This is a genomic window from Psychroserpens sp. (assembly GCF_045105015.1).
Lineage (GTDB): Bacteria > Bacteroidota > Bacteroidia > Flavobacteriales > Flavobacteriaceae > Psychroserpens.
This window is the reverse complement of record NZ_JBGCCX010000048.1, coordinates 20,794-42,704: the sequence shown is the minus strand read 5'-3', so window position 1 is coordinate 42,704 and position 21,911 is coordinate 20,794. Positions and strand designations below refer to the sequence as shown.

Sequence of the window (21,911 nt, the reverse complement as noted above, 5' to 3'; positions counted from 1 at the left end):
TTCAAACACATCAGACTTTTTTAGATTAACCGATGATAAAATTATTCACAAAAATTTAGACAATATGAAACGAATTATTACTATTTTTATTATTGCAGGAATTTTGATGTCTTGTAATTCTTCAGACAAAACAAAAGATCATAATAAAAACTTCGCCACCACAGAAACTGTAACGGATAGTTCATCAAAAGTTGCTAACGAGCAATTAGTTGCTATTCAAACAAATGAAGCCTTAATTGCAACAGCGTTGATGGCTGCTCCTGAAGAAAGTAGAGCAAAATGTAAAGTTATAGGCTATAATATTGATGGTGAATTTGTGACACTCAGAGAAGGAGACAATGAATTCATTGTTCTAGCTGATGATCTAAATAAACCTGGATTTAGTGCAGCATGCTATCACAAGGACCTAGAGCCTTTTATGGCTAGAGGACGAGAGCTTAAAGCCGAAGGAAAAACTTCAAGAGAAATCTTTGATATCCGAGAAGTTGAGGTGAAATCAGGCAAGCTGCAAATGGGAAAACCTGGATCTACACTTCACATCTATTATGGAGCTGGTGAATTGTATAGCCCTAATACTTTTAATGTTGCTGGAGCACAATACCGTTACGTAGTCTATTTACCATTTGCAACTTCTCAATCTACTGGGCTTCCCGAGAAACCAATTGCTGTAAATCATCCATGGATTATGAATCCTGGAACACATAGGGCTCACATAATGATTTCACCACTGCCAGAAGATAGAGAATAATCTAATTGAGAAAATCATAAGCACAACAATAAGTATATTTCTAGCATTCATTTAAACTTAATTTAAAATTCATAACTTTAAACTAACAAAAAGTTTTGTCGGATTTTTTATCTATTGTAAACTGGCTCATAATTCCTCAAAAGTGAGCTTCGGCTTAAAATTAGTATGAACTATCCTCGAATAATTTAAGTGAAATTAAAAAACACAGAAACTAAGAATTGTCAAATTTTTATATCTTTAGCTTAAGCGCTAGACAAGTTCAAACATAAAATCCTTATTGGAATAACTTCAATTAAATAATATAGACTAAATCCTAAAACATGAATATTAAAGTAAAAGATCTGATGGTAAAATCTGTCATAACAACAATGCCTCATAAAACAATTGGACATGCGCAATCTATTATGACAAAAAACAAAATAAAATCAGTTCCAGTAATTGATAATGATATGGAAATTAAAGGTATTATTACTGCGACAGATTTATTAGATGATTTTTCTGAAGCCACACCAATTAGTAAAGTAATGACAACCAAAGTATATACTATTCCTGCCTATTCAAATGTAAATATTGCTGCTCGTATGATGCGTAATCACAATATTAATCACCTTGTAGTATCTGACGAACAAAAAATTGTTGGTGTACTGAGTGCTCATGATCTTTTAAAATTAGTTGAAGACCATCGTTTTGTTATGAAAAACCCACCAACACCCTCAAAAAAGGACAACACTAGGGATTAAATACAATACAAACTACATGTAACAACGTGCACACAACATTAGTCAATTTCTAAGTATATGGAAAATTCCAACTGATTTCCTTGTAACTAGTTTCTTTGTCTAGATTAGTTTTAAGTAAATAATAAGTGTATACGAACACAAAAAAGATGATAAAACACCTCTTATTACTTCTATTAGTAATTTCAATTACATCATGTAATACAGAAAACAAAGAACCAACTAATTTCAAAGTTGAATATAGTGGTGCATTAAAAAACATAATGCACAAAGGAGATATTTCTTCAAAAGTGGAATTAAAAAAATTTGAAACTATTGAACACTTTTATGCCCTTGGAGCGATTCAAAATTTAAAAGGTGAAATTCAAATTTTTGATAGTAAACCTTACAATACAATGATTGTTGACAGTTCAGTGACTTTTGATAATTCTTTTGACAAAAACGCAACGCTTTTAGTTTATGCTTCTATTAGTAAATGGAAAACATTTAAAATTCCTGAAAATATTATCACATATAAAGAATTAGAACTCTACATATATAAAACAGCTATAAATAATCAAATGAAAGTTGATGAACCGTTTCCTTTTTTACTCGAAGGAAAACCAAAGCATATAGATTGGCACGTAATCAATTGGAAAGATGGAGACACAGAACATTCTCATGAAAAACACATCAATTCAGGACTTAACGGAAGGCTAAAAAATAGGCAGGTTGAAATGTTAGGATTCTATTCTGATTCTCATCATGCAATCTTCACTCATCACACAACCAATATGCACATACACTTAAAAACAGTTGATAACCAATTAGCTGGACATGTTGATGGCTTAAAGCTTGAAAAAGGGATGATTCTAAAATTACCTAACATCCAAAAATAATGATTACCTGTTTATTACTTGCTTAACACAGGTTAAAAACAATAGAAAAAAACTATAGATTCCGTTCTGTCAGAGCTGACTTTTGTTGCTAGATACTCCACACTTAAACTCTAAAAAAAAATGTCTTTTTCGGAATTATATTCCTTTCGAATCTGACACTATATTTCTCCATTTCATGACTTCATAAATGATATTAAGGATGTATTCAAAAATTAATTAATAATCTCCTAAAACTGATGAGCGTCATTTTATAAAAGTGGATATACATTTACTTTTGTTTGTAAGAAAATAACACACACAAACACCATGTGTAATGAAAAATTCACTCGTATCTAAATTTCTATTTGAACTATTATTGACATTATGTATGCTAATAATCTCTCCCCTAGACTCTAATGCACAAATTTAAAAAAAACTAAAAAAGAAAGCTGAAACTAAAATTGAACGTGAAGTCAATGATGCAATTAATAATAAAACAAAACCTTTAAATCAACATATTATGAAAAAAAATCTATTTTATTTAGCGCTATTAAGTACCATGACTTTTTATTCACAAACTCAAATAGGTATTGATATTGATAGTGAAGCTGCAAGTGATTATTTCGGATACAGTGTAAGTTTTTCTGCGAATGGGAACGCGCTAGCCGTTGGAGCGCCTTTAAATGATGATAACGGTAATAATTCAGGTCACATCCGTATATATGGTAAAATGTATGGTGTTTGGACGCAAATAGGTGTAGACATAGATGGTGAAGTAGCAGATGATCGTTCAGGGCAAAGTGTAAGTTTATCAGCCGACGGAAGTACTGTAGCCATTGGAGCGCCTTTAAATGATGGTAATGGCATGAATTCAGGCCATGTACGCGTATACCAAAACATCTCAAGCGTTTGGACGCAAATAGGTAGTGATATTGACGGAGAAGCAGCAGATGATCGTTTTGGATCAAGTGTTAGCATTTCATCTGATGGCATCATCGTAGCTATTTGCGCACCATTAAATGACGAAAATGGCAGTAATTCTGGTCATGTTAGAGTTTATCAAAACATCTCTGGTGTATGGACACAAATAGGTACTGATATCAATGGTGAAGCGGCTAATGATAATTCAGGAAGTGTTGGAGAAGTGAGTTTATCATCAGATGGAAATGTTGTCGCAATTGGCGCACGTTTAAATCAAGGAAATGGCAGCCATTCAGGTCATGTTCGCGTTTATGAAAACATATCAGGTGTTTGGACACAAATAGGCGCTGATATTAATGGTGAAGCAGTAGGAGATTTATCAGGTTTTTCTGTAAGCTTATCCGCTGATGGAAATTTTGTAGCTATTGGAGCTGTTGAAAATAATGGCAATGGCAATAATTCTGGTCAAGTACGTATTTACGAAAATATCTCAGGTGTATGGACTCAAATAGGTGCAGATATTGATGGCGAATCAGCTTACGATCGTTTCGGATGGAGTGTCAGTATTTCTTCTGATGGAAGCGTTGTCGCTATAGGTTCTTATGAGAATGATGGAAATGGTACTGATTCTGGTCATGTGCGTGTCTTTGAAAATATTTCAGGTGTTTGGACTCAAATGGGAATTGATATAGATGGTGAAGCAGCTGGTGATGGGTTTGGATTAAGTGTGAGCTTATCTGCTGATGGAAGTTCGGTAGCTGTTGGTGCGCCTTATAATGGAGGAAATGGTACTGTTTCAGGACATGTACGTGTTTTTGATTTGTCTGCTTTATTAAGTTTAGAAGCTAACGAAATAAGCAAAAACTTTACCGCATATCCGAATCCAGTAAACAACCAGTTACAATTAGAATTGTCACCTTATTTAGAATTTAAAAAAGCAAATATTTATAATTATAGTGGGCAATTAGTACTACAAAGCAAAAAACCATATATAAACGTAAGTAGCTTGTCCTCAGGTATCTATTTTTTAGAAGTCGAAACCAATAAAGGAAAAGGTGTCAAAAAAATTATAAAAAATTAAAAAACAGAAACTTAACAACGACTTATTGATAAAGCATTAAATTTTAAGGTTTATCAGCCAAACTAAGTCCAGTGAATTTTGGATAACATTAAATGCCTTAACTAGTAAATTAATCTGATTTACTAACAACAAGTTTAATGTAACGCTATTTAAACAAATGTAATGGGCAATTAAAACGTGATAAAAGAAATGACGTTTTAGTTGCCCATTTTTATTTAGCTTATCGTTTTTTTTAATTCATTTGTTAGCTTAATTATCACTAAATTTAAAATCAGTAATAAAAAAATCAAACCTATTCTTGCCTCATGAATTATTTTAATGGGTTGTAGCAAGAATACTGAAACTGAAAATGATAATTCGATAAAATATTTAGTTGGTTTTTATATATTTAATCCAACAATTACAGATATACTAAATGGTAATTGTAAACAATAATATTTGGTAATATCAAATGAATCCTAATTCAAAACAACACATAATTAAACTTAGTAAGTCTAAAATATTTCTTTTGACACTTGGATCAATTGTATTTGTTTTTCTAGGAATTTGGATTGGAAAATCTGTTGGTTTTAAGATAACGTTTCATACAATTTTAGCACAAGTTATTAGTTTAATCACTATCGCTTTTTTTGGAATGACTGGTATCTTTGGTATAACTAAACTATTTGATTTCAAACCTGGATTAACAATTAATTCGATAGGGATTCTAGACAATTCAAGTGCTGTAAGTGGCCAACTAATTAAATGGAAAGATATCAAAGGATTTGATATTATTCAGGTGAATAGCACAAAATTCCTTTTAATCCATGTAAGAAATCCTAAAGATTATATCAATAGAGCAAATAGTTTTAAACGATTTTGGATGAAAATGAATGAGAAAAAATTCAAAACACCCTTAAGTATATCATCAAATTCATTGGAGTGCAATTTTGATGAATTAATTAAAGTTATTGAAATTAAATTAAATGAAAATGTCAACAATAATTAAAACTATCTTTTAAAAAGATGAATATAAATCAACATAATTTACGCATATCGTTATATGCAATATTTACTTTTATTGCACTTGTAATCTTAGTTGATTTTACTGTTCCGGGAAGAGTAATAAATGATGAAATCATCACTATAAAAAAGGAGCGTCAGGATTATTACAATGCTGCAAATAACTACCATTATTCATATAAAGTAATCACTAGTGAACATGAATTTTTAGTAACAGAAGATTTTGCAAATTTAGAACCAGTAAATAAAAACATTGAATACTCCATTTCACTAATATTTAAGGAAATTAACTGGTATAGATTACTTTCCTCTGAAAATAAATCTTTTTATTCATTGAGAATAGTATCAGGACTCATTCTTCCTTTACTAGCTATTATTTTGATTTTTGTGGCTTTTCGATATAAAAAGGAAATAGACATATTAGTTTTTATAATTCAGGTGCTGTTGATAGCAGATCTAATATTTTTAATAATATAAATTAAAACAGGTCTCTCCAGCCTGTGCAAACAATTACTTCTGAATTTTCTATAACATTATCTGCAAGTCAAAAAAGATATTGAATCAAAATTGTGATTTTTTGGACTAAAAGCATAATTGATTGATTATGAACTGTTTTAGTTTTGAAGTATTAATCATTAAAACCGTTTATTATGAAAACTCTCAAATTAGCTTTAGTTCTAATTGTCTTTACTTTCAATTTTTCACAAGCACAACAAAAAGAAAATCAACCAACAATTAAAAACAATGAACCTATGAAAACTTATGTAATTGAAAGAGTTATTCCAGGAGCTGGAGACTTAACATCAGAACAACTTAAAGGAATTTCACAAACGTCATGCTCAGTCCTTAAAGAAATGGGTTCAGTAATTGAATGGCAACATAGCTATGTTACTGGTGATAAAGTTTATTGTGTTTATAAAGCAAATAACAAACAACTAATCGAAGAACATGCTCAAAAAGGAAACTTCCCCGCAAATTCAATTAGTGAAGTCACAACTACTATTAGTCCTGCTACTGCAGAACAATAGAAAGTTAGTTGTATCTTAAATTATTATCTTACAAAAAAATAGATTATGCCAATATATATGGATTTTCATGATTTGCCTGATGGAGTAACAGCAGCACATGTTGCTGAAATGCATCAGGCAGATTTAAAAATTGAACATAAATACAATTGTCGTGGATTAACTTATTGGTGTGATGAAAGAAGACAAACAGCATTTTGCTTAATAGAAGCTCCCAACAAACAAGCAATTATAGATTTACATGAAAAAGCACACGGCGCTGTTCCTCAACGAATAATTGAAGTTAACGATACAATAGTAGAATCCTTTTTAGGCAGAATTGTAGACCCAGAAAAATCACAAAACACTAAACTTAATATTATTAATGATCCTGCTTTTAAGACTTTAATGGTTTTTAACATCAAAAAGAAAAGCTTAAGAAAAGATGGCTATGAAACTTTAAGTGCAGCTGTTCGAGGCTATAATAAATCAATTACTAATATAATTAGCAAACAAAAAGGACGCATTGTCAAAGAAAAATCAAACACCTACTTAATGTCCTTTGATTCAGTTACAAATGCAATAAAAAGTGCTATTGAAATTAAAGAAATACATAATTGTGTAATTACTCCAGATTTACAATTTCAAATTGGCATTAGCGCTGGTATACCTGTAACCAACAAAAAAAATATTTTCGAAGATACCATAAAAAATGCAAGTTATTTATCTCATATATCTAATGGAAAAGTTACTATAACAAAGGAAGTTAAAGACTTATATGAAAGTGAAAATCGTCAAATCGAAATAGATTCTAGCAATCAGTTTAATGTATTTAATTCTCAAGAGCAAGAATTTGTAATGCAATTAATAGAGTATACTGAAAAAGTATGGTCACATTCAAATATTAACGTTACTGATTTTTATAAAAATCTTGGATATAGTAAATCAAAACTATACAGAACTATGATGTCATTAATTGGTATGTCTCCAAATAGTTTTTTAAAAAATTATAGGCTAAACAAAGCAATTGAATTATTAGACAAACAAGAATCAAACATCTCTGAAATTGCATATCAAACTGGGTTTAGTAGTCCAACTTATTTTTCTAAATGCTTTCAAAATACTTATGGAATTTTACCGTCAAATTATATTAAATTGAAATTGGTATAACTTAAAATTATCAAAATTCAGAATTGTTGATTCATACAACTTGAATGAATAATACTCTTATCTTATAAATACATATTTGATAAACTGATTTCTTTTCACACTTTTAGCTCAAAGTTACAGAGTTTAAGAATGGTGAAGTTAGAAATGGTGGAGAAGAAAACGAAAAATTTGAACGAGGTGTTTTTTGTTCTGTTACAGAAGTATTAAAATTTGGAGAAGATTTAGCTATTATCAATGAACAAATGTCATCACCAATTTCTAAAAACAAAAAGTGGATGGAGAATTGTTCATGGACACCATTCTACTTTAAATAAAGCAGCTGTATAAAACCTATTACAAATCACATAAGTTATTACGCATCTTTTGTCACTATTAATTTCAAAATCAAACAAAAATTAAAGTAAATATTATATTTTTAACAAAACTATAAAAACAAAAGAATGGGGCTGTTTGACCAATTTATTAAAAAAACTAAAGACATCATTTATAAACCGCAATCAGATTTAGAAGCTTGGATTGGAATATTATATTCATGCATGTCATCTGATGGCAGAGTCAGCGATGTCGAAATTGATTCGCTTTCAAGAATGATTGTACATAAACAAAAATTTTCGGGAATAGACATCTCTCCTCTCTATGATTCAGTTTCGGAAGCGAAATTAAAAATTGGTGGTATTGGTTTGGTTGAAGCTTGTACTGAATTTGTTAACAAAGGGGATAAAGACACCTTATTTTCAATGGCAATTGAAATCGTATTAGCAGATGGTATTCTTGAAAAAGATGAAGAAAAAGTCATAGAATTAATAGCCGACAGAATGAGAATCGACAGCGAATTAGCTGAAAAAATAACACAGGTAATGCTAATTAGAAACAGAGGAAATGTGGTAATAGTTGATTAAAAAATCTAACTGCCAACTTAAACAAACATTTAAAACAATCAATATGAAAAAAAGTATCGTTCTACTAATCACCATATTCTCAATAAACATTGGTTTAGCTCAAAAAGACGTTGAAATTATTTATTCTCATGAAAAAGAAGTGTTTTTAAATGAGCAAAAACTTGATAAGGATACAAATTTAGAAACCATAAAATCAATCTTAGGAGAACCTGTTATCTATAAAGAACATGTCACTGGAAAAGTAAATTATCACTATCCAGATCTAGGGATATCCATACATTTTGTCAACAATAATCTATTGTTTATTGGCGCTAATTTTAATTGGGATGGCGATAAAAATTTTCCAGAAACAACATTTACAGGGAAATTCGAAATCGATAATGTAAAATTTGATAAAGACTCAAAAAACGCTATATTATCAGACATTAAAATAGTTGATATTAAATGTATTATGCCTGAAATTTGCATGACCAATCCTAAAAAAGAAAAAGACATCATTATTGTTGGATTTAAAGATGGGAATCTAACTCAAGTTGGCATCGAATTTCATTAAATAAAATGAAAACTAGATTTTTTAAATTAATAACCACTATTCTAGTTTTACTTTTAGGTATAGCACTCGCTATTTTTATTGCAAAAAATCAAAAATCCTGGTCTTTATTTAAAATACAAGATAGCAATTCTCAATGGAGTAAAGAATTTGAAATTGCAGAAATTAAATCAAGTAAAGATAATAGTATTCAGAAATCCTATGTCTATAAATCAAATTCAATTGAGAGAAAACCACTAGTTGTAAGTTTACATACTTGGAGTGGAGATTATAAACAGAAAGACGATCTAGCAGAACTTTGTAAATTGAAAGATCTAAATTATATCCATCCAAATTTTCGAGGTGCTAATAACACTGTAAATGCTTGTAGTAGCGAATTAGCTTTAACAGACATTGATGATGCAATTACATATGCGATTAACAACTTCAATGTGGACACAAACAATATATATGTTATTGGGAAAAGTGGTGGTGGTTATGCAACACTAAGCGCTTTTATGAAATCCAAGCATAACATAAAAAAATATTCCGCTTGGGCATCAATGACCGACTTAATTGCTTGGTATGAAGAAAATAAATTAAAAGATAATAAATACGCCAAAAACATACTTGATTGTCTAGGTTCTGAAACCACATTAGACATTGAAAAAGCAAAGCTGAAATCACCATTATACTGGCATACTCCAATAGAAAAATTAGAACATTCTAAACTAACAATTTATGCAGGTGTATATGATGGAATTCAAGGCAGTGTTCCCATTACACATTCAATAAATTTTTACAATAAGTTATTGAGAGATATGTCTTTAACAGATAGTTTAAAATATGTGTCAAATTCCGAAAAATCAAAACTTCTAGAAAAACGAGAGCCACTTGGAGAATACGGAAACATTGCAGGTAGAAAAATTTATTTAAAAAAGCAATTCAGAAATTTAAGCCTAATTATATTTGAAGGCAATCACGAAATGCTCACAGAATTTGCATTAGACAAACTACTTGAAGAATAAACTTCAATTAAAAATCTTACCTTTAAAAAAAACAAAAGGTGATGATAAGAATACATGCTTCTTTCCACAAATGTCTTACTATGTATTTCTTTAGAACAGCTAATACTGCACTAAATACATTATCCTTTTCAAGAAAAAAACAATACGAACATTTTGAGAGTATACAAGGGTTATTTTACAATACGATGAACCAATATTATCTTTGTTCAATTAATAATTTCGCACCAAATATTGAAAAAATAAATGGCGATTTCCGCTTGAGTAGATTTATTAGAGATCCTCGTGATCTTATTGTATCTGGCTATTTTTATCATAAAAGAGGTGCCGAACCTTGGTTTCGATTTAAAGATCCAACAGAACAATACTGGTCAGCAATTAATGGTCATGTGCCAACAAATATTCCTTCTGGAGATTCTTTTGCTGATTATTTAAATAAATTAAATGAATCAGATGGATTATTGATGGAAATGGAGTTCAGAAAATACCATTTAGAAAGTATGAGGCAATGGACAGATGATCCTCGAATAAAAACATTTAAATATGAAGATATCATTTCTAACCAAACTCATGCCTTTTTAGAGATTGTTGACCACCTGAAAATTGAAGGTCTTGAAAAAAGAAAACTCATGTATTTTGCTAAAAGAAATTCGTTACAGAACAAAACAAATGACAAACACATAAGAAACCCTAAAGCAAATCAATGGAGAACATATTTCACTCCAGAAATGAATAAAGAATTTATTAAAAAATATGGAGACATCCTTGATATGTATGGCTATCCGAAAGAATAAAACTCTAAAACTTATCGAATATTAACCACAAAATATAACTCAAAATGAAAATATCTGGAAAATCTATGCGACCATTTATTGGGTCAAAAGATTATACTATGTCACGCAATTTTTATTCAAGTTTAGGATTTAAAGAAATTATTATATCCAAAAAACTATCTTACTTTTTCATAGGAGAATTCGGATTCTATTTACAAGATGCTTACGTAAAAGACTGGATAGACAATACTATGATTTTCTTTGAAGTTGAACATCTAGAAGGTACTTTAAAACACATACAACAACTCAAACTGACTGAAAAATATGATAATGTACGATTATCAGAAATCGTATTTAATGAATGGGGTAATCAATTTTTCCTTCATGATCCTTGCGGAATATTATGGCATTTTGGAAGCTTTAAAGAAAGATGATTTTATGACGATTCTGAAAAACAAATTTTTGTTTGTCAATAAAACATTTATTAAATCAACAATGTTTGCTGTTTTAGTTAGATTCAACTAATTTCACATTAAATATCTCAATTTTGAAAACAATAATACATACGACAAAAGCTCCAGCTCCTATTGGTCCATACAATCAAGCTGTGTTATCAGGAAACACTTTATATACTTCAGGGCAAATTGCCTTAGATGCAGAAACTGGCGCGCTTATTATGGATACTATTCAAGCTGAAACAAAACAAGTTATGGAGAATTTAAAGGCTGTTTTAAATGCAGCAGAAATGACATTTGAAAATGTCATTAAAACATCGATATTTATAAGCGATATGCATAATTTTTCTCAAATAAATGATGTCTATTCACAATACTTTGAAGCTAGCTCTGCTCCTGCTCGTGAAACTGTTGAAGTTGCTAATCTTCCAAAGTTTGTAAATGTTGAAATTAGCATGATTGCCGTAAAGTAACTCGAATGCATTTTGACTAAACCCATAAAACTAAAAAAGAAAGAACTTAAAGAATTTTTAGATTCAAAAGTTGAACAATACAATCATCCACGATTTATTGAAAGCGATCCCATACAAATACCTCATCAATTTTCTAAAAAAGAAGACATTGAAATTGCTGGTTTTTTAACAGCAACAATTGCTTGGGGAAATCGTAAAAGCATCATTAACAATGCTCATAAAATGATGCATCTTTTAGACCAATCACCTTATGAGTTTATCTTAAACCATCAAGAATCAGATTTAGAAAAATTAAGCACTTTTGTTCATCGAACGTTTAATGGTTATGATTTTATTCAGTTTATCAAAAGTTTAAACCATATATACAGAAACCACAATGGTCTAGAAGCCGTATTTTTATCATCTATAAAAGAACAGTCGCTTCAGCATTCAATCCATCACTTTAAAAAACTGTTTTTTGAAATCGAACACCTTCCAAGAACGCAAAAGCACGTAAGTGATCCGTTAAAAAATTCAGCAGCAAAACGCATCAATATGTATTTACGTTGGATGGTTAGACAAGATCAAAATGGTGTTGATTTTGGAATATGGAAGCAAATTTCTCCCGCACTTCTTTCTTGTCCGCTAGATGTACATTCTGGGAATGTAGCTCGTAAACTGGGATTACTCAAACGAAAACAAAATGATGGGAAAGCTCTATCAGAACTTGACAAATCCCTTCGTCAACTAGATGTAAAAGACCCTGTCAAATATGATTTTGCTTTGTTTGGTTTAGGAGTTTTTGAGGGTTTCTAAATAAAAAAAACTGCTCAAAAATTCAAACAGCTTTTTTAATATATATATGTACTTAATTATGATTCACTTCGTGAATTTAACCAAGTTTTTCTCAAATTAATTTGAGCTGCAGATGCATTTTCATCTTCAGCAATTTCTGTCGTTGTTGTATAAGGTTGTGTTAATTTAGTTTCTAGAATAATTTCTTTACCATCACGCTCTAGAGTGATCGATATATTGTCATCAACTTTCCAACCATACATTTGTCCGATAACAGCCCTTGCATTTTGCATAGAAATAACTGTTCCATTAACAGACTTTATGATATCATTAGCTTGAACTCCATTGTCTGCCCAAAATGTATTATCGCTAACTGCTTCCGAAAAAAACAGTATTTCTTTTTCAGGATCTGCACCAAAAACCACACCTGAACCAGATTGTATAAAATTGGTTTCAACTTGAATATCTTTAATAATTAGTCCGACTTTTTCTAAAAACAAACCATAATCAATTGCCGTTTTACCAACCACATGAGTATTTAAAAATTCACCAATTGAAGGATATGTCATTTGAACAATTTCTTCAAAAAGCGATTCATCATCAAAAGGTTTATTAATTCCGTAGGTATTAGATAATTCTTTCATCAAACTCAACATACTTCTATTTCCGTTGCTTTCTTCTCTGAGTAAAATATCCATACACATTCCTATTAATGCGCCTTTTTGATAAACATTGGAATAATTTTCTTTGTATGGTGTTTCTAAAACATTTTCACTCATTTCAGTAAAACTCATAAGGTCATCGTAGTAGCGTTGAGAAATACGGATTTGCTTATTAATCTCTTTATAATAATCTTCTGCTGTAACTAATCCTTCATAAGCTTGAAAGTGTTGAGCAAAATACTCTGTAACTCCTTCATACATCCATAAATGCTTAGAAAACGTTGGCTCATTATAATCAAAATAATGCACATCTTCAGAATGTACTGTAAGAGGAGTTACAATATGAAAAAATTCATGAGCAATCACATCTGTAACAGATTTAGCTAATCGCTCTTTGCTACTGTTTTCAGATAAAACGGCAACAGTAGAAGTATGATGTTCTAAGGCTCCTAAACCTTTAGGCTGTCCTTCTCCTCTTGTAGTTAAATATAAATAAATATCATAACGTGAAGTTGTATTGATATCACCTAGATAAGATTTTTGTGCTTCCATCATTTTGAAAACAGTCTCTTTAAGAGTCGAAGCTTTGTGCTTGTTGTTGGGCGAATATACACTCAAAACAATTTTGATATCACCAACCATAAACTCTTCAACATCAAGCTTACCATACATCATTGGGTTATCTGTGATATCAAAATAACGAGGCGCAAAATAACTGGTTGTGATTTTAGTACCATCTGGACTCGATTTCATATTCGTGTTTTGTAATGCTGAAGAACGAATAAAATTTGCTGGAGCAGTCACATCCAATGTGTATTGAGCATTTTTAAGTGAATCAAAATAGCCGATAAAACCATGCAAATTTAAAACATAATTTTCTGAAGAAATATTCGTTCCTCCTGGAGAAAATGGAACTTCTTCTCCAATACCTCCTTGTTTTTCTAATTCAAAAGTATCATTAACATAATACTCCAACTTATCTAATTGCTTAGCATTATTAATTTGCCAAGTATTATCATCAATTTTTACAGTAGGTAAAAGATTACCATCATAATCATAAGCTTTTAAAGCATCTATGTACTTTCCAAAATCATTAACGGCATAACTACCTTGAATTATTCTTGGTAACCTGTAAATCGCTTGATCAATAGTAAAGCGACCAGGATTTATAATTACTGGAGCTTTATCATCTTTAACTTGAGTTAAATCAATCGCAGTAACGATAGGGTTTGCAGATGCTAAATCGTTAGTTTCATTTTTAGATGCTCCACATGCAAAAAGCAAAATACTTATTGCTGCAGCTGAAATAATATGTTTCATAATGAACTTTTCTTTTTAAAGTCGCACAAAATTACAATAGGTTACATGTAATTTAGTAAAGGTTTTGTTAAAATAGATGTTGTATTTTTACACCATGTCTAAAGCTTTGGTTAGCATTCTTACACCCTTTAAAAACACATCTGATTTTTTAGCAGAGTGTTTAGATTCTATTATTCAACAGACGCATAAAGATTGGGAATTATTAATCATAGATGATCATTCTTCTGACCATAGTTACACTATTGTCAACGACTATGCCCAAAAAGATACTCGGATTAAATTATTTAAAAATTCAGGTATTGGAATTATTAATGCTTTACGCTTGGCTTTTGAAAAAAGCTCAGGCAATTATATTACCAGAATGGATAGTGATGATATTATGCATCCTAATAAAATAGAATATATGCTGAAGGACTTACAGAAGTTCGGACCAAAACACATTGCGCTCGGACAAGTAAAATATTTCAGTGAAACTGGTATTGGTGATGGTTATGCAAAATATGAAGCGTGGTTAAACAAACTTACTTCTGAAGGCAAAAACTATTCTGAAATTTATAAAGAGTGTGTCATCCCCTCACCTTGTTGGATGTTACATCGAGACGATTTAATTGCTTCAGATGCATTTCAACCAAATCGATATCCAGAAGATTATGACTTAACATTTCGATTTTATAAGAATAATATCAAATGTATTCCTGGTAATCAGCTGTTGCATTATTGGAGAGATTATAGTTCAAGAGCATCGAGAACTGATAGCAATTATGCCGAAAATCATTTTCTAGACATTAAGCTGCATTATTTTTTAGATCTCAATTACGAACCTTCTAGACAACTTGTAGTTTGGGGAGCAGGAAGAAAAGGAAAAACCATAGCAAAACTATTACAAACAAAAGGAGTTGATTTTATCTGGATTTGCGACAATCCAAAAAAGATTGGCAAACATATTTACGATGTTGAGCTATTTAACTTTGAACATTTAGAAACACTTCAAAACCCACAAAGTATTATTACTGTTGCAAATTCGATTGAACAAAGCAACATTAAATCATATTTTGAATCAATCCATATGAAAGTTATGAAAGATTACTTCTTTTTTTGTTAATTAAAAGTAAGCTAATCATAATATAAAATCATAGAATTATTACTTAATTTGCATCCCACTTGAAAGCAATGAGATTTAATATTCTAATTCTTACAATTTTATATATTTTTTTGCCAATCAATCATATTGATGCAACAAATAATATAAAAACATATTGTCCTGCACCTATTGTTACTAATTTCACTCCCTCAACAGGACCAGAAAACACCTTAATAACAATTTCTGGATCAAATTTTTTAGATGTTGCTTTGGTACAAATGCAAGGTGAAGATTTAAGCTTCAATATCATAAGTGATACTGAACTAACCGTTTTCGCTCCTGATGGCTTGATAGGATCATCTACTCAAATAGCTCTAATTAGTTCTGGAGGTTGTTTTGGGATTTCTACACAAATGTTCACTCTAATAGAACCAGATTGTGATGCTTTTGGTAATAATGAAATCTACATTTCAGAGGTTTACGATTCTGACGGTGGAAGTTACGGTGTGTTTGAACTTTACAACCCTACCAATGTAATCGTAGATTTAAGTACTGTTTATGAAATTGAGCGCTATGGAAACATTGGAGATGCGACACCAAGTAATACAATTCCCTTGGCAGGTTTTATTGATCCATTTGACACATTTATAATAGAAATGGGTAGCACAGGAAATACGTGTAGTGGTTTACTCCCAAATATAACTCTAGCTGCTGGAATTAATGAAAATGACGAAATTAGACTACTTAAAAACGCAGTTGTTATTGATGTAATATACACAGATGATGAAATAGGATATACATTTATTAGAAATTCTGATGCTGTAGCACCTTCAACCACATTTGATATTAATGAATGGACACTCTTCGAAATTGAAGATTGTTCTGATTTAAGAATGCATACTGAAGACACAATTACTCCAAATATCACACAACCTGTTTCGCAAACGATTTGTGAAAATGGCAGTACTAGTTTTAATGTCTCTGTAGACACAGGAACATACACTTATCAATGGAAAACACTAGATGGAGCTGGGAATTGGATTAATATTTCAAACGATGCAAACTATTCAGGTGCTACAACTACGACTTTAACGATAAACAATGCACCTTTAAATTTTAACAACAATCAGTATTACTGTGAAATAACAGCTACAGGTTGTGATTTACTAAGTATTGCAATTCAATTACAGGTACTTTCTGCCGAAGTGGATACTATTACTAACCAAAACGTTTGCACAGATTTCACTTTACCTCCTTTAACAAATGGAAACTATTTCTCTGCCTCTGGCGGAAACGGAGCTTCGTTTAGTGCAGGTGATGTCATTTCAACAACACAGACCATATTTATTTATAATGAATTAGGGACTCCGCCTAATATCTGTTCTAGTGAAACAAGTTTTTTAATTACTGTTTCTGGAACACCCTTGGTCGATACGATTACTGATCAAGATGTATGTACTGATTTCACTTTGCCTACATTAACTAATGGAAGCTACTTCTCTGCTTCTGGAGGTAACGGATCCATGTTTAATGCTGGTGATGTCATTTCAACAACACAGACCATTTTTATATACAATGTAGTAGGAACTGCACCTGATACTTGTTCCAACGAAACTAGTTTTACTATCACTGTTTCTGGAACACCATTGGTAGATACCATTGCAGATCAAAATGTATGTACTGATTTCACTTTGCCTGCATTAACTAATGGAAGCTACTTCGCTGCTACTGGTGGTAACGGAACCATGTTTAATGTTGGCGATGTCATTTCTACAACACAAACCATTTTTATTTACAATGAAGTAGGAACTTCACCTGATATCTGTTCTAATGAATCCAGTTTTACAATAACAATTGTAGGAACACCTTTAGTCGATACCATTGCAGATCAAAATGTATGTACTGATTTCACTTTGCCTGCATTAACTAATGGAAGCTACTTCGCTGCTACTGGTGGTAACGGAACAACTTTTAGCGCTGGTGAGGTCATTACTTCTACTCAAACCATTTTCATCTACAATGAAGTAGGAATTGCTCCTAATAATTGTTCAAACGAATCTAGTTTTACAATTACTGTTTCTGGAGCTCCTTTAGTTGATACTATTCCTGATGAAAGTGTCTGCTCAGACTTCACATTACCGACTTTAACTAATGGAAGCTATTTTTCTAATTCTGGTGGTACTGGAACAACTTTTAATGCTGGTGATGTTATCACTTCAACTCAGACTATTTTTATATTTAATGAAATTGGGACTGCGCCTGATACCTGTTCTAATGAATCCAGTTTTACTATTACAGTTTCAACAACACCCTTAGTCGATACCGTCACAGATCAAAATGTGTGTGGAGATTTCACTTTACCTGCATTAACTAACGGGAACTATTTCTCTGCCTCTGGTGGAAACGGAACATCTTTTAATGCTGGTGATGTGATTTCAACAACGCAAACCATCTTTATCTATAATGAAGTTGGAACTGCGCCTGATACCTGTTCTAATGAAACAAGTTTTACAGTAACCGTTACAGGATTACCTCTAGTTGACACTATTTCTGACCAAAGTGTTTGTTCCGATTTCACTTTACCTGCATTGACTAATGGGAACTACTTTTCTGCCTCTGGTGGTAACGGAACGACATTTAATGCTGGTGATGTAATTTCTTCAACGCAAACAATTTTCATTTATAATGAAGTGGGATCTGCACCTAACAATTGTTCTAATGAAACAAGTTTTATCATTACGATTTCTACAATACCCTCAGTTGATATGATTGCTGATCAAAATGTGTGCAATGATTTTACTTTACCTACATTAACAAATGGAAGCTATTTTTCTGCTTCTGGAGGAAACGGAACTTCGTTTAATGCTGGTGATATCATTACAACTACACAAACTATTTTTATCTATAATGAAATAGGAACTGCTCCTGATATCTGCACTAATGAGTCTAGTTTTTCAATCATGATTTCAGGAACACCTTTAGTTGACACGATTGTTGATCAAACTGTATGCAATGAATTTATTCTCCCTACATTAACTAATGGAAATTACTTCTCTGCCTCTGGAGGAAATGGAACGACTTTTAATGCTGGAGATGTTATTTCTACAACACAAACGATCTTTATTTATAATGAGATTGCTCCAGATACGTGTTCAAATGAAACTAGCTTTACAATTTCAATTGGTACTTCAACAGATTTCTCCCTTTCAGAGTCAAATATCGACATCTTAAATGGAACACTTACAGTTAATATGACTGAAATACTAAATTTTGAATACGCACTAACCAATTTGAACTTTCAAACAAGTAATGTATTTTCTAATTTACCTGTAGGCTCATATATTTTGTATGTTAGAGAAATTGGAGGATGTATTACCAAACAAATCTCCTTTGTAATCAATGTAGATTTATTTATTCCACAGTATTTCACTCCAAATGGTGACACCTTCAAAGACACTTGGAAAATCATTGACAAAAATAATATTGTCAAAGACATCTTCATTTTTGACAGATATGGTAAACTACTTAAACATATCATTGGTAATTCCGTTTTTTGGGATGGAACATTTAATGGAAAAGCTCTTGGATCTAATGACTTTTGGTACCTGATTAACTTAAAAACTGGTAAACAACTGAAAGGTCATTTTACATTAAAACGATAGTTCTTTTTGCACCTAAGTTTTGTGTAACTTTGTAAAATGCGTTTCAAAGTACAATCCGAATTCAACCCAACAGGTGATCAACCTAGAGCCATTCAACAGCTTGTAGATGGCTTAAATACCAATGAAAAATATCAAACCTTACTTGGTGTTACAGGTTCTGGTAAAACATTTACTGTAGCAAATGTAATTCAAGAAGTGCAAAAGCCAACTTTGGTTTTAGCGCATAACAAAACTTTAGCGGCACAACTCTACTCAGAATTTAAACAGTTTTTTCCTGAAAATGCTGTCGAATATTTTGTATCCTATTATGATTACTACCAACCAGAAGCTTACATTCCTGTATCTGGTGTTTATATAGAAAAAGATTTATCTATTAATGAAGAGATTGAAAAGATGCGCTTGAGTACTACTTCATCTCTTTTATCTGGTCGACGTGATGTTATTGTTGTTGCATCAGTATCCTGTTTATATGGTATTGGAAATCCAGTGGAGTTTCAAAAGAATGTAATTTCATTAGAAGTTGATCAGGAAATTTCAAGAACAGATTTATTACACAGACTGGTCCAAAGTTTATATTCTAGAACTGAAGCCGATTTTAATCATGGAAACTTTAGAATAAAAGGAGATACTGTAGATGTATTTCCAAGTTACGCTGATGATGCCTTTCGAATTCACTTTTTTGGTGATGAAATAGAAGATATTGAGCAATTCAATATTCAAACCAATGAAGTTATAGAACATTACGACAGGCTGAATATTTATCCTGCAAATATGTTTGTAACTTCTCCAGACACACTCCAAGGAGCTATCCGAGAAATTCAAGATGATTTGGTTAAACAGCATGATTATTTTAAGGAAATTGGAAAACATCTAGAAGCCAAACGCTTAAAAGAACGCACTGAATTTGACTTAGAAATGATTCGTGAATTGGGATATTGTTCTGGTATTGAAAATTACTCAAGATACCTAGATGGCAGACAACCTGGAACACGACCTTTCTGTTTGTTAGATTATTTTCCAGAGGACTTTTTAATGGTTGTTGATGAAAGTCATGTCACAATTTCTCAAGTTCATGCCATGTATGGTGGTGACCGAAGTAGAAAGGAAAATCTGGTGGAATATGGTTTCAGGTTACCAGCTGCTATGGATAACAGGCCTTTAAAATTTGAAGAATTTGAAGCACTACAGAATCAGGTAATTTATGTAAGTGCAACTCCTGCAGATTACGAACTTCAAAAAACTGATGGTATTTATGTTGAGCAAGTAATTAGACCAACTGGACTTTTAGATCCTATTATTGAAGTTAGACCCAGCTTAAACCAAATCGATGATTTAATTGAAGAAATTCAACAGCGTGTTGAAAAAGACGAACGGACTCTGGTCACCACATTAACCAAAAGAATGGCCGAAGAGTTAACAAAATATCTCGATCGTATACAAATAAGATGTCGCTATATACATAGTGATGTTGACACACTCGAACGCGTAGAAATCATGCAAGATTTACGTAAAGGTTTATTTGATGTTTTGGTAGGAGTCAATCTATTACGTGAAGGTTTAGATTTACCTGAAGTGTCTTTAGTTGCTATAATTGATGCAGATAAAGAAGGGTTTCTGCGTTCAACGCGATCACTTACTCAAACAGTTGGTAGAGCTGCGCGAAACCTCAACGGAAGAGCAATTATGTATGCTGATAAAATCACAAAAAGCATGCAAAAAACAATTGATGAAACTGAATACAGACGCGAAAAGCAAATTGCATATAACACAAAACATAAAATTACTCCAAAAGCACTGAATAAAAGCTTGGATAATGCCCTGTCAAAAAACTCTGTTAGTACTTATAGCTATGAACTAGAAGCAGCTAAAGCTGCAGAACCTGAAAGCGAATATTTAACAAAAGCAGAATTAGAAAAGAAAATTAAAGAAAAACGTAAACTTATGGAACAAGCTGCTAAAGCTTTAGATTTTATTATCGCTGCGCAACTTCGTGATGAAATTAAAGGGTATCAGCAAAAATTAGAAAAAGTAAAAATGTCATAAATGAAAATCAGTGAACCACCAATTATAGTCGAGCAAAAATTTGATTTATCAATTGACGTTATTTGGAAATCCATTACTGATGTTCACGAAATGAAACAATGTATCTTTGATAACATCCCAGATTTTAAAGCCAAGGTTGTCTTGATGGTTGGAATTATTTTATAAAATTTAGCTTAGTTAATTATTTACAACAAAGTATATAAATACTACTTCAGTCTTTTTTAATTATACTGAACTTTAAAAATATCAATTAAGAAATCTGGTGGAACTACTTTATTAGGAAAGCTATCCATTAAATCAAGAACTCTATTAATAGATTCATGACTTAAACCCATCCTTAAACCAAAATTATGCAGCTTCACTAATTCCTTTGAAGAAATTTCGTGATCTAAATTCATTAATAAGACTAATCTATGAAACTGAACGATACGTTCACTATGAGATTTAAGATTAACATAAGTTACTGGATGCTCTATTAAGTAGTTAAAATCTTCTTTAGAAATGTCCAACTGTTTGGCGACACCAAAAAGGAATTTATATTCAATAGATTTTATATTTTCATCTTTTTGTGCGAAGGCAATCATTTCTGAAAGCAAGCTCAATTTTTCAACGCGATTTATCATGACGAGGGATTATGATTTTTAGTTTTTTAAAGTTAATAAGTTTATTTTGCTGTAAACCTTGTTATCATGTAG

Annotated in this window: 21 protein-coding genes; 19 read left to right on the top strand and 2 right to left on the bottom strand. The window is 31.5% G+C overall.

Annotation, left to right across the window (positions count from 1 at the left end; genetic code table 11):
* Positions 1-64 precede the first annotated feature (64 nt).
* The 15 genes from AB8B90_RS03910 to AB8B90_RS03840 all read left to right on the top strand — a co-directional run bounded on the left by AB8B90_RS03910 (position 65) and on the right by AB8B90_RS03840 (position 12,469).
* A complete protein-coding gene (locus tag AB8B90_RS03910; protein ID WP_405333837.1) occupies positions 65-748 on the top strand; it encodes a hypothetical protein in 684 nt (227 codons plus the stop codon).
* Positions 749-1,068: 320 nt separating this feature from the next.
* A complete protein-coding gene (locus AB8B90_RS03905) occupies positions 1,069-1,488 on the top strand; it encodes a cyclic nucleotide-binding/CBS domain-containing protein (RefSeq protein WP_405333835.1) in 420 nt (139 codons plus the stop codon).
* A gap of 146 nt (positions 1,489-1,634) precedes the next feature.
* A complete protein-coding gene (locus tag AB8B90_RS03900; RefSeq protein ID WP_405333833.1) occupies positions 1,635-2,363 on the top strand; it encodes an acetolactate decarboxylase in 729 nt (242 codons plus the stop codon).
* 499 nt (positions 2,364-2,862) lie between these two features.
* Complete coding sequence (locus AB8B90_RS03895; protein WP_405333830.1) at positions 2,863-4,344, top strand: T9SS type A sorting domain-containing protein; 1,482 nt, start codon at positions 2,863-2,865, stop codon at positions 4,342-4,344.
* 451 nt (positions 4,345-4,795) lie between these two features.
* Positions 4,796-5,332 carry an STM3941 family protein gene (locus AB8B90_RS03890; protein ID WP_405333827.1) on the top strand — a complete coding sequence of 179 codons (537 nt, stop codon included), beginning with the start codon at positions 4,796-4,798 and terminating at the stop codon, positions 5,330-5,332.
* A gap of 17 nt (positions 5,333-5,349) precedes the next feature.
* Positions 5,350-5,823 carry a hypothetical protein gene (locus AB8B90_RS03885; RefSeq protein WP_405333825.1) on the top strand — a complete coding sequence of 158 codons (474 nt, stop codon included), beginning with the start codon at positions 5,350-5,352 and terminating at the stop codon, positions 5,821-5,823.
* Positions 5,824-5,996: 173 nt separating this feature from the next.
* Positions 5,997-6,374, top strand: a complete 378-nt coding sequence (locus tag AB8B90_RS03880; RefSeq protein ID WP_405333824.1) for a DUF4242 domain-containing protein — start codon at positions 5,997-5,999, stop codon at positions 6,372-6,374.
* A 45-nt stretch (positions 6,375-6,419) separates the two neighbouring features.
* A complete protein-coding gene (locus AB8B90_RS03875) occupies positions 6,420-7,520 on the top strand; it encodes a nickel-binding protein (RefSeq protein ID WP_405333822.1) in 1,101 nt (366 codons plus the stop codon).
* Between the two features lie 440 nt (positions 7,521-7,960).
* The gene (locus AB8B90_RS03870; protein ID WP_405333820.1) at positions 7,961-8,419 is read left to right on the top strand and encodes a TerB family tellurite resistance protein; all 459 of its coding nucleotides are present in this window, start codon (positions 7,961-7,963) and stop codon (positions 8,417-8,419) included.
* A 43-nt stretch (positions 8,420-8,462) separates the two neighbouring features.
* Positions 8,463-8,972, top strand: coding sequence for a hypothetical protein (locus AB8B90_RS03865; protein ID WP_405333818.1), 510 nt, complete (start codon positions 8,463-8,465; stop codon positions 8,970-8,972).
* A gap of 5 nt (positions 8,973-8,977) precedes the next feature.
* Positions 8,978-9,976: an alpha/beta hydrolase family protein gene (locus AB8B90_RS03860; protein WP_405333816.1), complete on the top strand. Its 999-nt coding sequence runs from the start codon at positions 8,978-8,980 to the stop codon at positions 9,974-9,976.
* A gap of 41 nt (positions 9,977-10,017) precedes the next feature.
* Complete coding sequence (locus AB8B90_RS03855) at positions 10,018-10,767, top strand: sulfotransferase domain-containing protein (protein WP_405333814.1); 750 nt, start codon at positions 10,018-10,020, stop codon at positions 10,765-10,767.
* Between the two features lie 44 nt (positions 10,768-10,811).
* Positions 10,812-11,180: a glyoxalase gene (locus AB8B90_RS03850; protein ID WP_405333812.1), complete on the top strand. Its 369-nt coding sequence runs from the start codon at positions 10,812-10,814 to the stop codon at positions 11,178-11,180.
* A 113-nt stretch (positions 11,181-11,293) separates the two neighbouring features.
* A complete protein-coding gene (locus AB8B90_RS03845; protein WP_405333810.1) occupies positions 11,294-11,674 on the top strand; it encodes a Rid family detoxifying hydrolase in 381 nt (126 codons plus the stop codon).
* A 12-nt stretch (positions 11,675-11,686) separates the two neighbouring features.
* Positions 11,687-12,469, top strand: coding sequence for a TIGR02757 family protein (locus AB8B90_RS03840; RefSeq protein WP_405333808.1), 783 nt, complete (start codon positions 11,687-11,689; stop codon positions 12,467-12,469).
* 56 nt (positions 12,470-12,525) lie between these two features.
* On the opposite strand, the gene AB8B90_RS03835 is transcribed toward AB8B90_RS03840, so the two are convergent.
* Positions 12,526-14,430: a peptidase M61 gene (locus tag AB8B90_RS03835; protein WP_405333806.1), complete on the bottom strand. Its 1,905-nt coding sequence runs from the start codon at positions 14,428-14,430 to the stop codon at positions 12,526-12,528.
* A gap of 94 nt (positions 14,431-14,524) precedes the next feature.
* Between AB8B90_RS03835 and AB8B90_RS03830 the strand changes: the two genes are divergently transcribed.
* The 4 genes from AB8B90_RS03830 to AB8B90_RS03815 all read left to right on the top strand — a co-directional run bounded on the left by AB8B90_RS03830 (position 14,525) and on the right by AB8B90_RS03815 (position 21,381).
* Entirely contained in the window at positions 14,525-15,532 is a 1,008-nt protein-coding gene (locus AB8B90_RS03830; RefSeq protein WP_405333804.1) for a glycosyltransferase family 2 protein, read from the top strand.
* 68 nt (positions 15,533-15,600) lie between these two features.
* Complete coding sequence (locus tag AB8B90_RS03825; RefSeq protein WP_405333802.1) at positions 15,601-19,173, top strand: T9SS type B sorting domain-containing protein; 3,573 nt, start codon at positions 15,601-15,603, stop codon at positions 19,171-19,173.
* Positions 19,174-19,209: 36 nt separating this feature from the next.
* Positions 19,210-21,216 (top strand): excinuclease ABC subunit UvrB, encoded by a 2,007-nt coding sequence (gene uvrB, locus AB8B90_RS03820; protein ID WP_405333801.1) that lies wholly within the window; start codon positions 19,210-19,212, stop codon positions 21,214-21,216.
* Entirely contained in the window at positions 21,217-21,381 is a 165-nt protein-coding gene (locus AB8B90_RS03815; RefSeq protein ID WP_405333798.1) for a hypothetical protein, read from the top strand.
* A gap of 56 nt (positions 21,382-21,437) precedes the next feature.
* On the opposite strand, the gene AB8B90_RS03810 is transcribed toward AB8B90_RS03815, so the two are convergent.
* On the bottom strand, positions 21,438-21,839 hold the full coding sequence (locus AB8B90_RS03810) for a TerB family tellurite resistance protein (RefSeq protein ID WP_405333795.1): 402 nt from the start codon (positions 21,837-21,839) through the stop codon (positions 21,438-21,440).
* Positions 21,840-21,911: the final 72 nt, after the last annotated feature.

Bases quoted from the DNA above. Each gene is read 5' to 3' on its own strand.
- AB8B90_RS03910 (WP_405333837.1), top strand. From the start codon at position 65: ATGAAACGAATTATTACTATTTTTATTATTGCAGGAATTTTGATGTCT.
- AB8B90_RS03905 (WP_405333835.1), top strand. From the start codon at position 1,069: ATGAATATTAAAGTAAAAGATCTGATGGTAAAATCTGTCATAACAACA.
- AB8B90_RS03900 (WP_405333833.1), top strand. From the start codon at position 1,635: ATGATAAAACACCTCTTATTACTTCTATTAGTAATTTCAATTACATCA.
- AB8B90_RS03895 (WP_405333830.1), top strand. From the start codon at position 2,863: ATGAAAAAAAATCTATTTTATTTAGCGCTATTAAGTACCATGACTTTT.
- AB8B90_RS03890 (WP_405333827.1), top strand. From the start codon at position 4,796: ATGAATCCTAATTCAAAACAACACATAATTAAACTTAGTAAGTCTAAA.
- AB8B90_RS03885 (WP_405333825.1), top strand. From the start codon at position 5,350: ATGAATATAAATCAACATAATTTACGCATATCGTTATATGCAATATTT.
- AB8B90_RS03880 (WP_405333824.1), top strand. From the start codon at position 5,997: ATGAAAACTCTCAAATTAGCTTTAGTTCTAATTGTCTTTACTTTCAAT.
- AB8B90_RS03875 (WP_405333822.1), top strand. From the start codon at position 6,420: ATGCCAATATATATGGATTTTCATGATTTGCCTGATGGAGTAACAGCA.
- AB8B90_RS03870 (WP_405333820.1), top strand. From the start codon at position 7,961: ATGGGGCTGTTTGACCAATTTATTAAAAAAACTAAAGACATCATTTAT.
- AB8B90_RS03865 (WP_405333818.1), top strand. From the start codon at position 8,463: ATGAAAAAAAGTATCGTTCTACTAATCACCATATTCTCAATAAACATT.
- AB8B90_RS03860 (WP_405333816.1), top strand. From the start codon at position 8,978: ATGAAAACTAGATTTTTTAAATTAATAACCACTATTCTAGTTTTACTT.
- AB8B90_RS03855 (WP_405333814.1), top strand. From the start codon at position 10,018: ATGATAAGAATACATGCTTCTTTCCACAAATGTCTTACTATGTATTTC.
- AB8B90_RS03850 (WP_405333812.1), top strand. From the start codon at position 10,812: ATGAAAATATCTGGAAAATCTATGCGACCATTTATTGGGTCAAAAGAT.
- AB8B90_RS03835 (WP_405333806.1), bottom strand. From the start codon at position 14,430: ATGAAACATATTATTTCAGCTGCAGCAATAAGTATTTTGCTTTTTGCA.
- AB8B90_RS03830 (WP_405333804.1), top strand. From the start codon at position 14,525: ATGTCTAAAGCTTTGGTTAGCATTCTTACACCCTTTAAAAACACATCT.
- AB8B90_RS03825 (WP_405333802.1), top strand. From the start codon at position 15,601: ATGAGATTTAATATTCTAATTCTTACAATTTTATATATTTTTTTGCCA.
- uvrB (WP_405333801.1), top strand. From the start codon at position 19,210: ATGCGTTTCAAAGTACAATCCGAATTCAACCCAACAGGTGATCAACCT.
- AB8B90_RS03815 (WP_405333798.1), top strand. From the start codon at position 21,217: ATGAAAATCAGTGAACCACCAATTATAGTCGAGCAAAAATTTGATTTA.
- AB8B90_RS03810 (WP_405333795.1), bottom strand. From the start codon at position 21,839: ATGATAAATCGCGTTGAAAAATTGAGCTTGCTTTCAGAAATGATTGCC.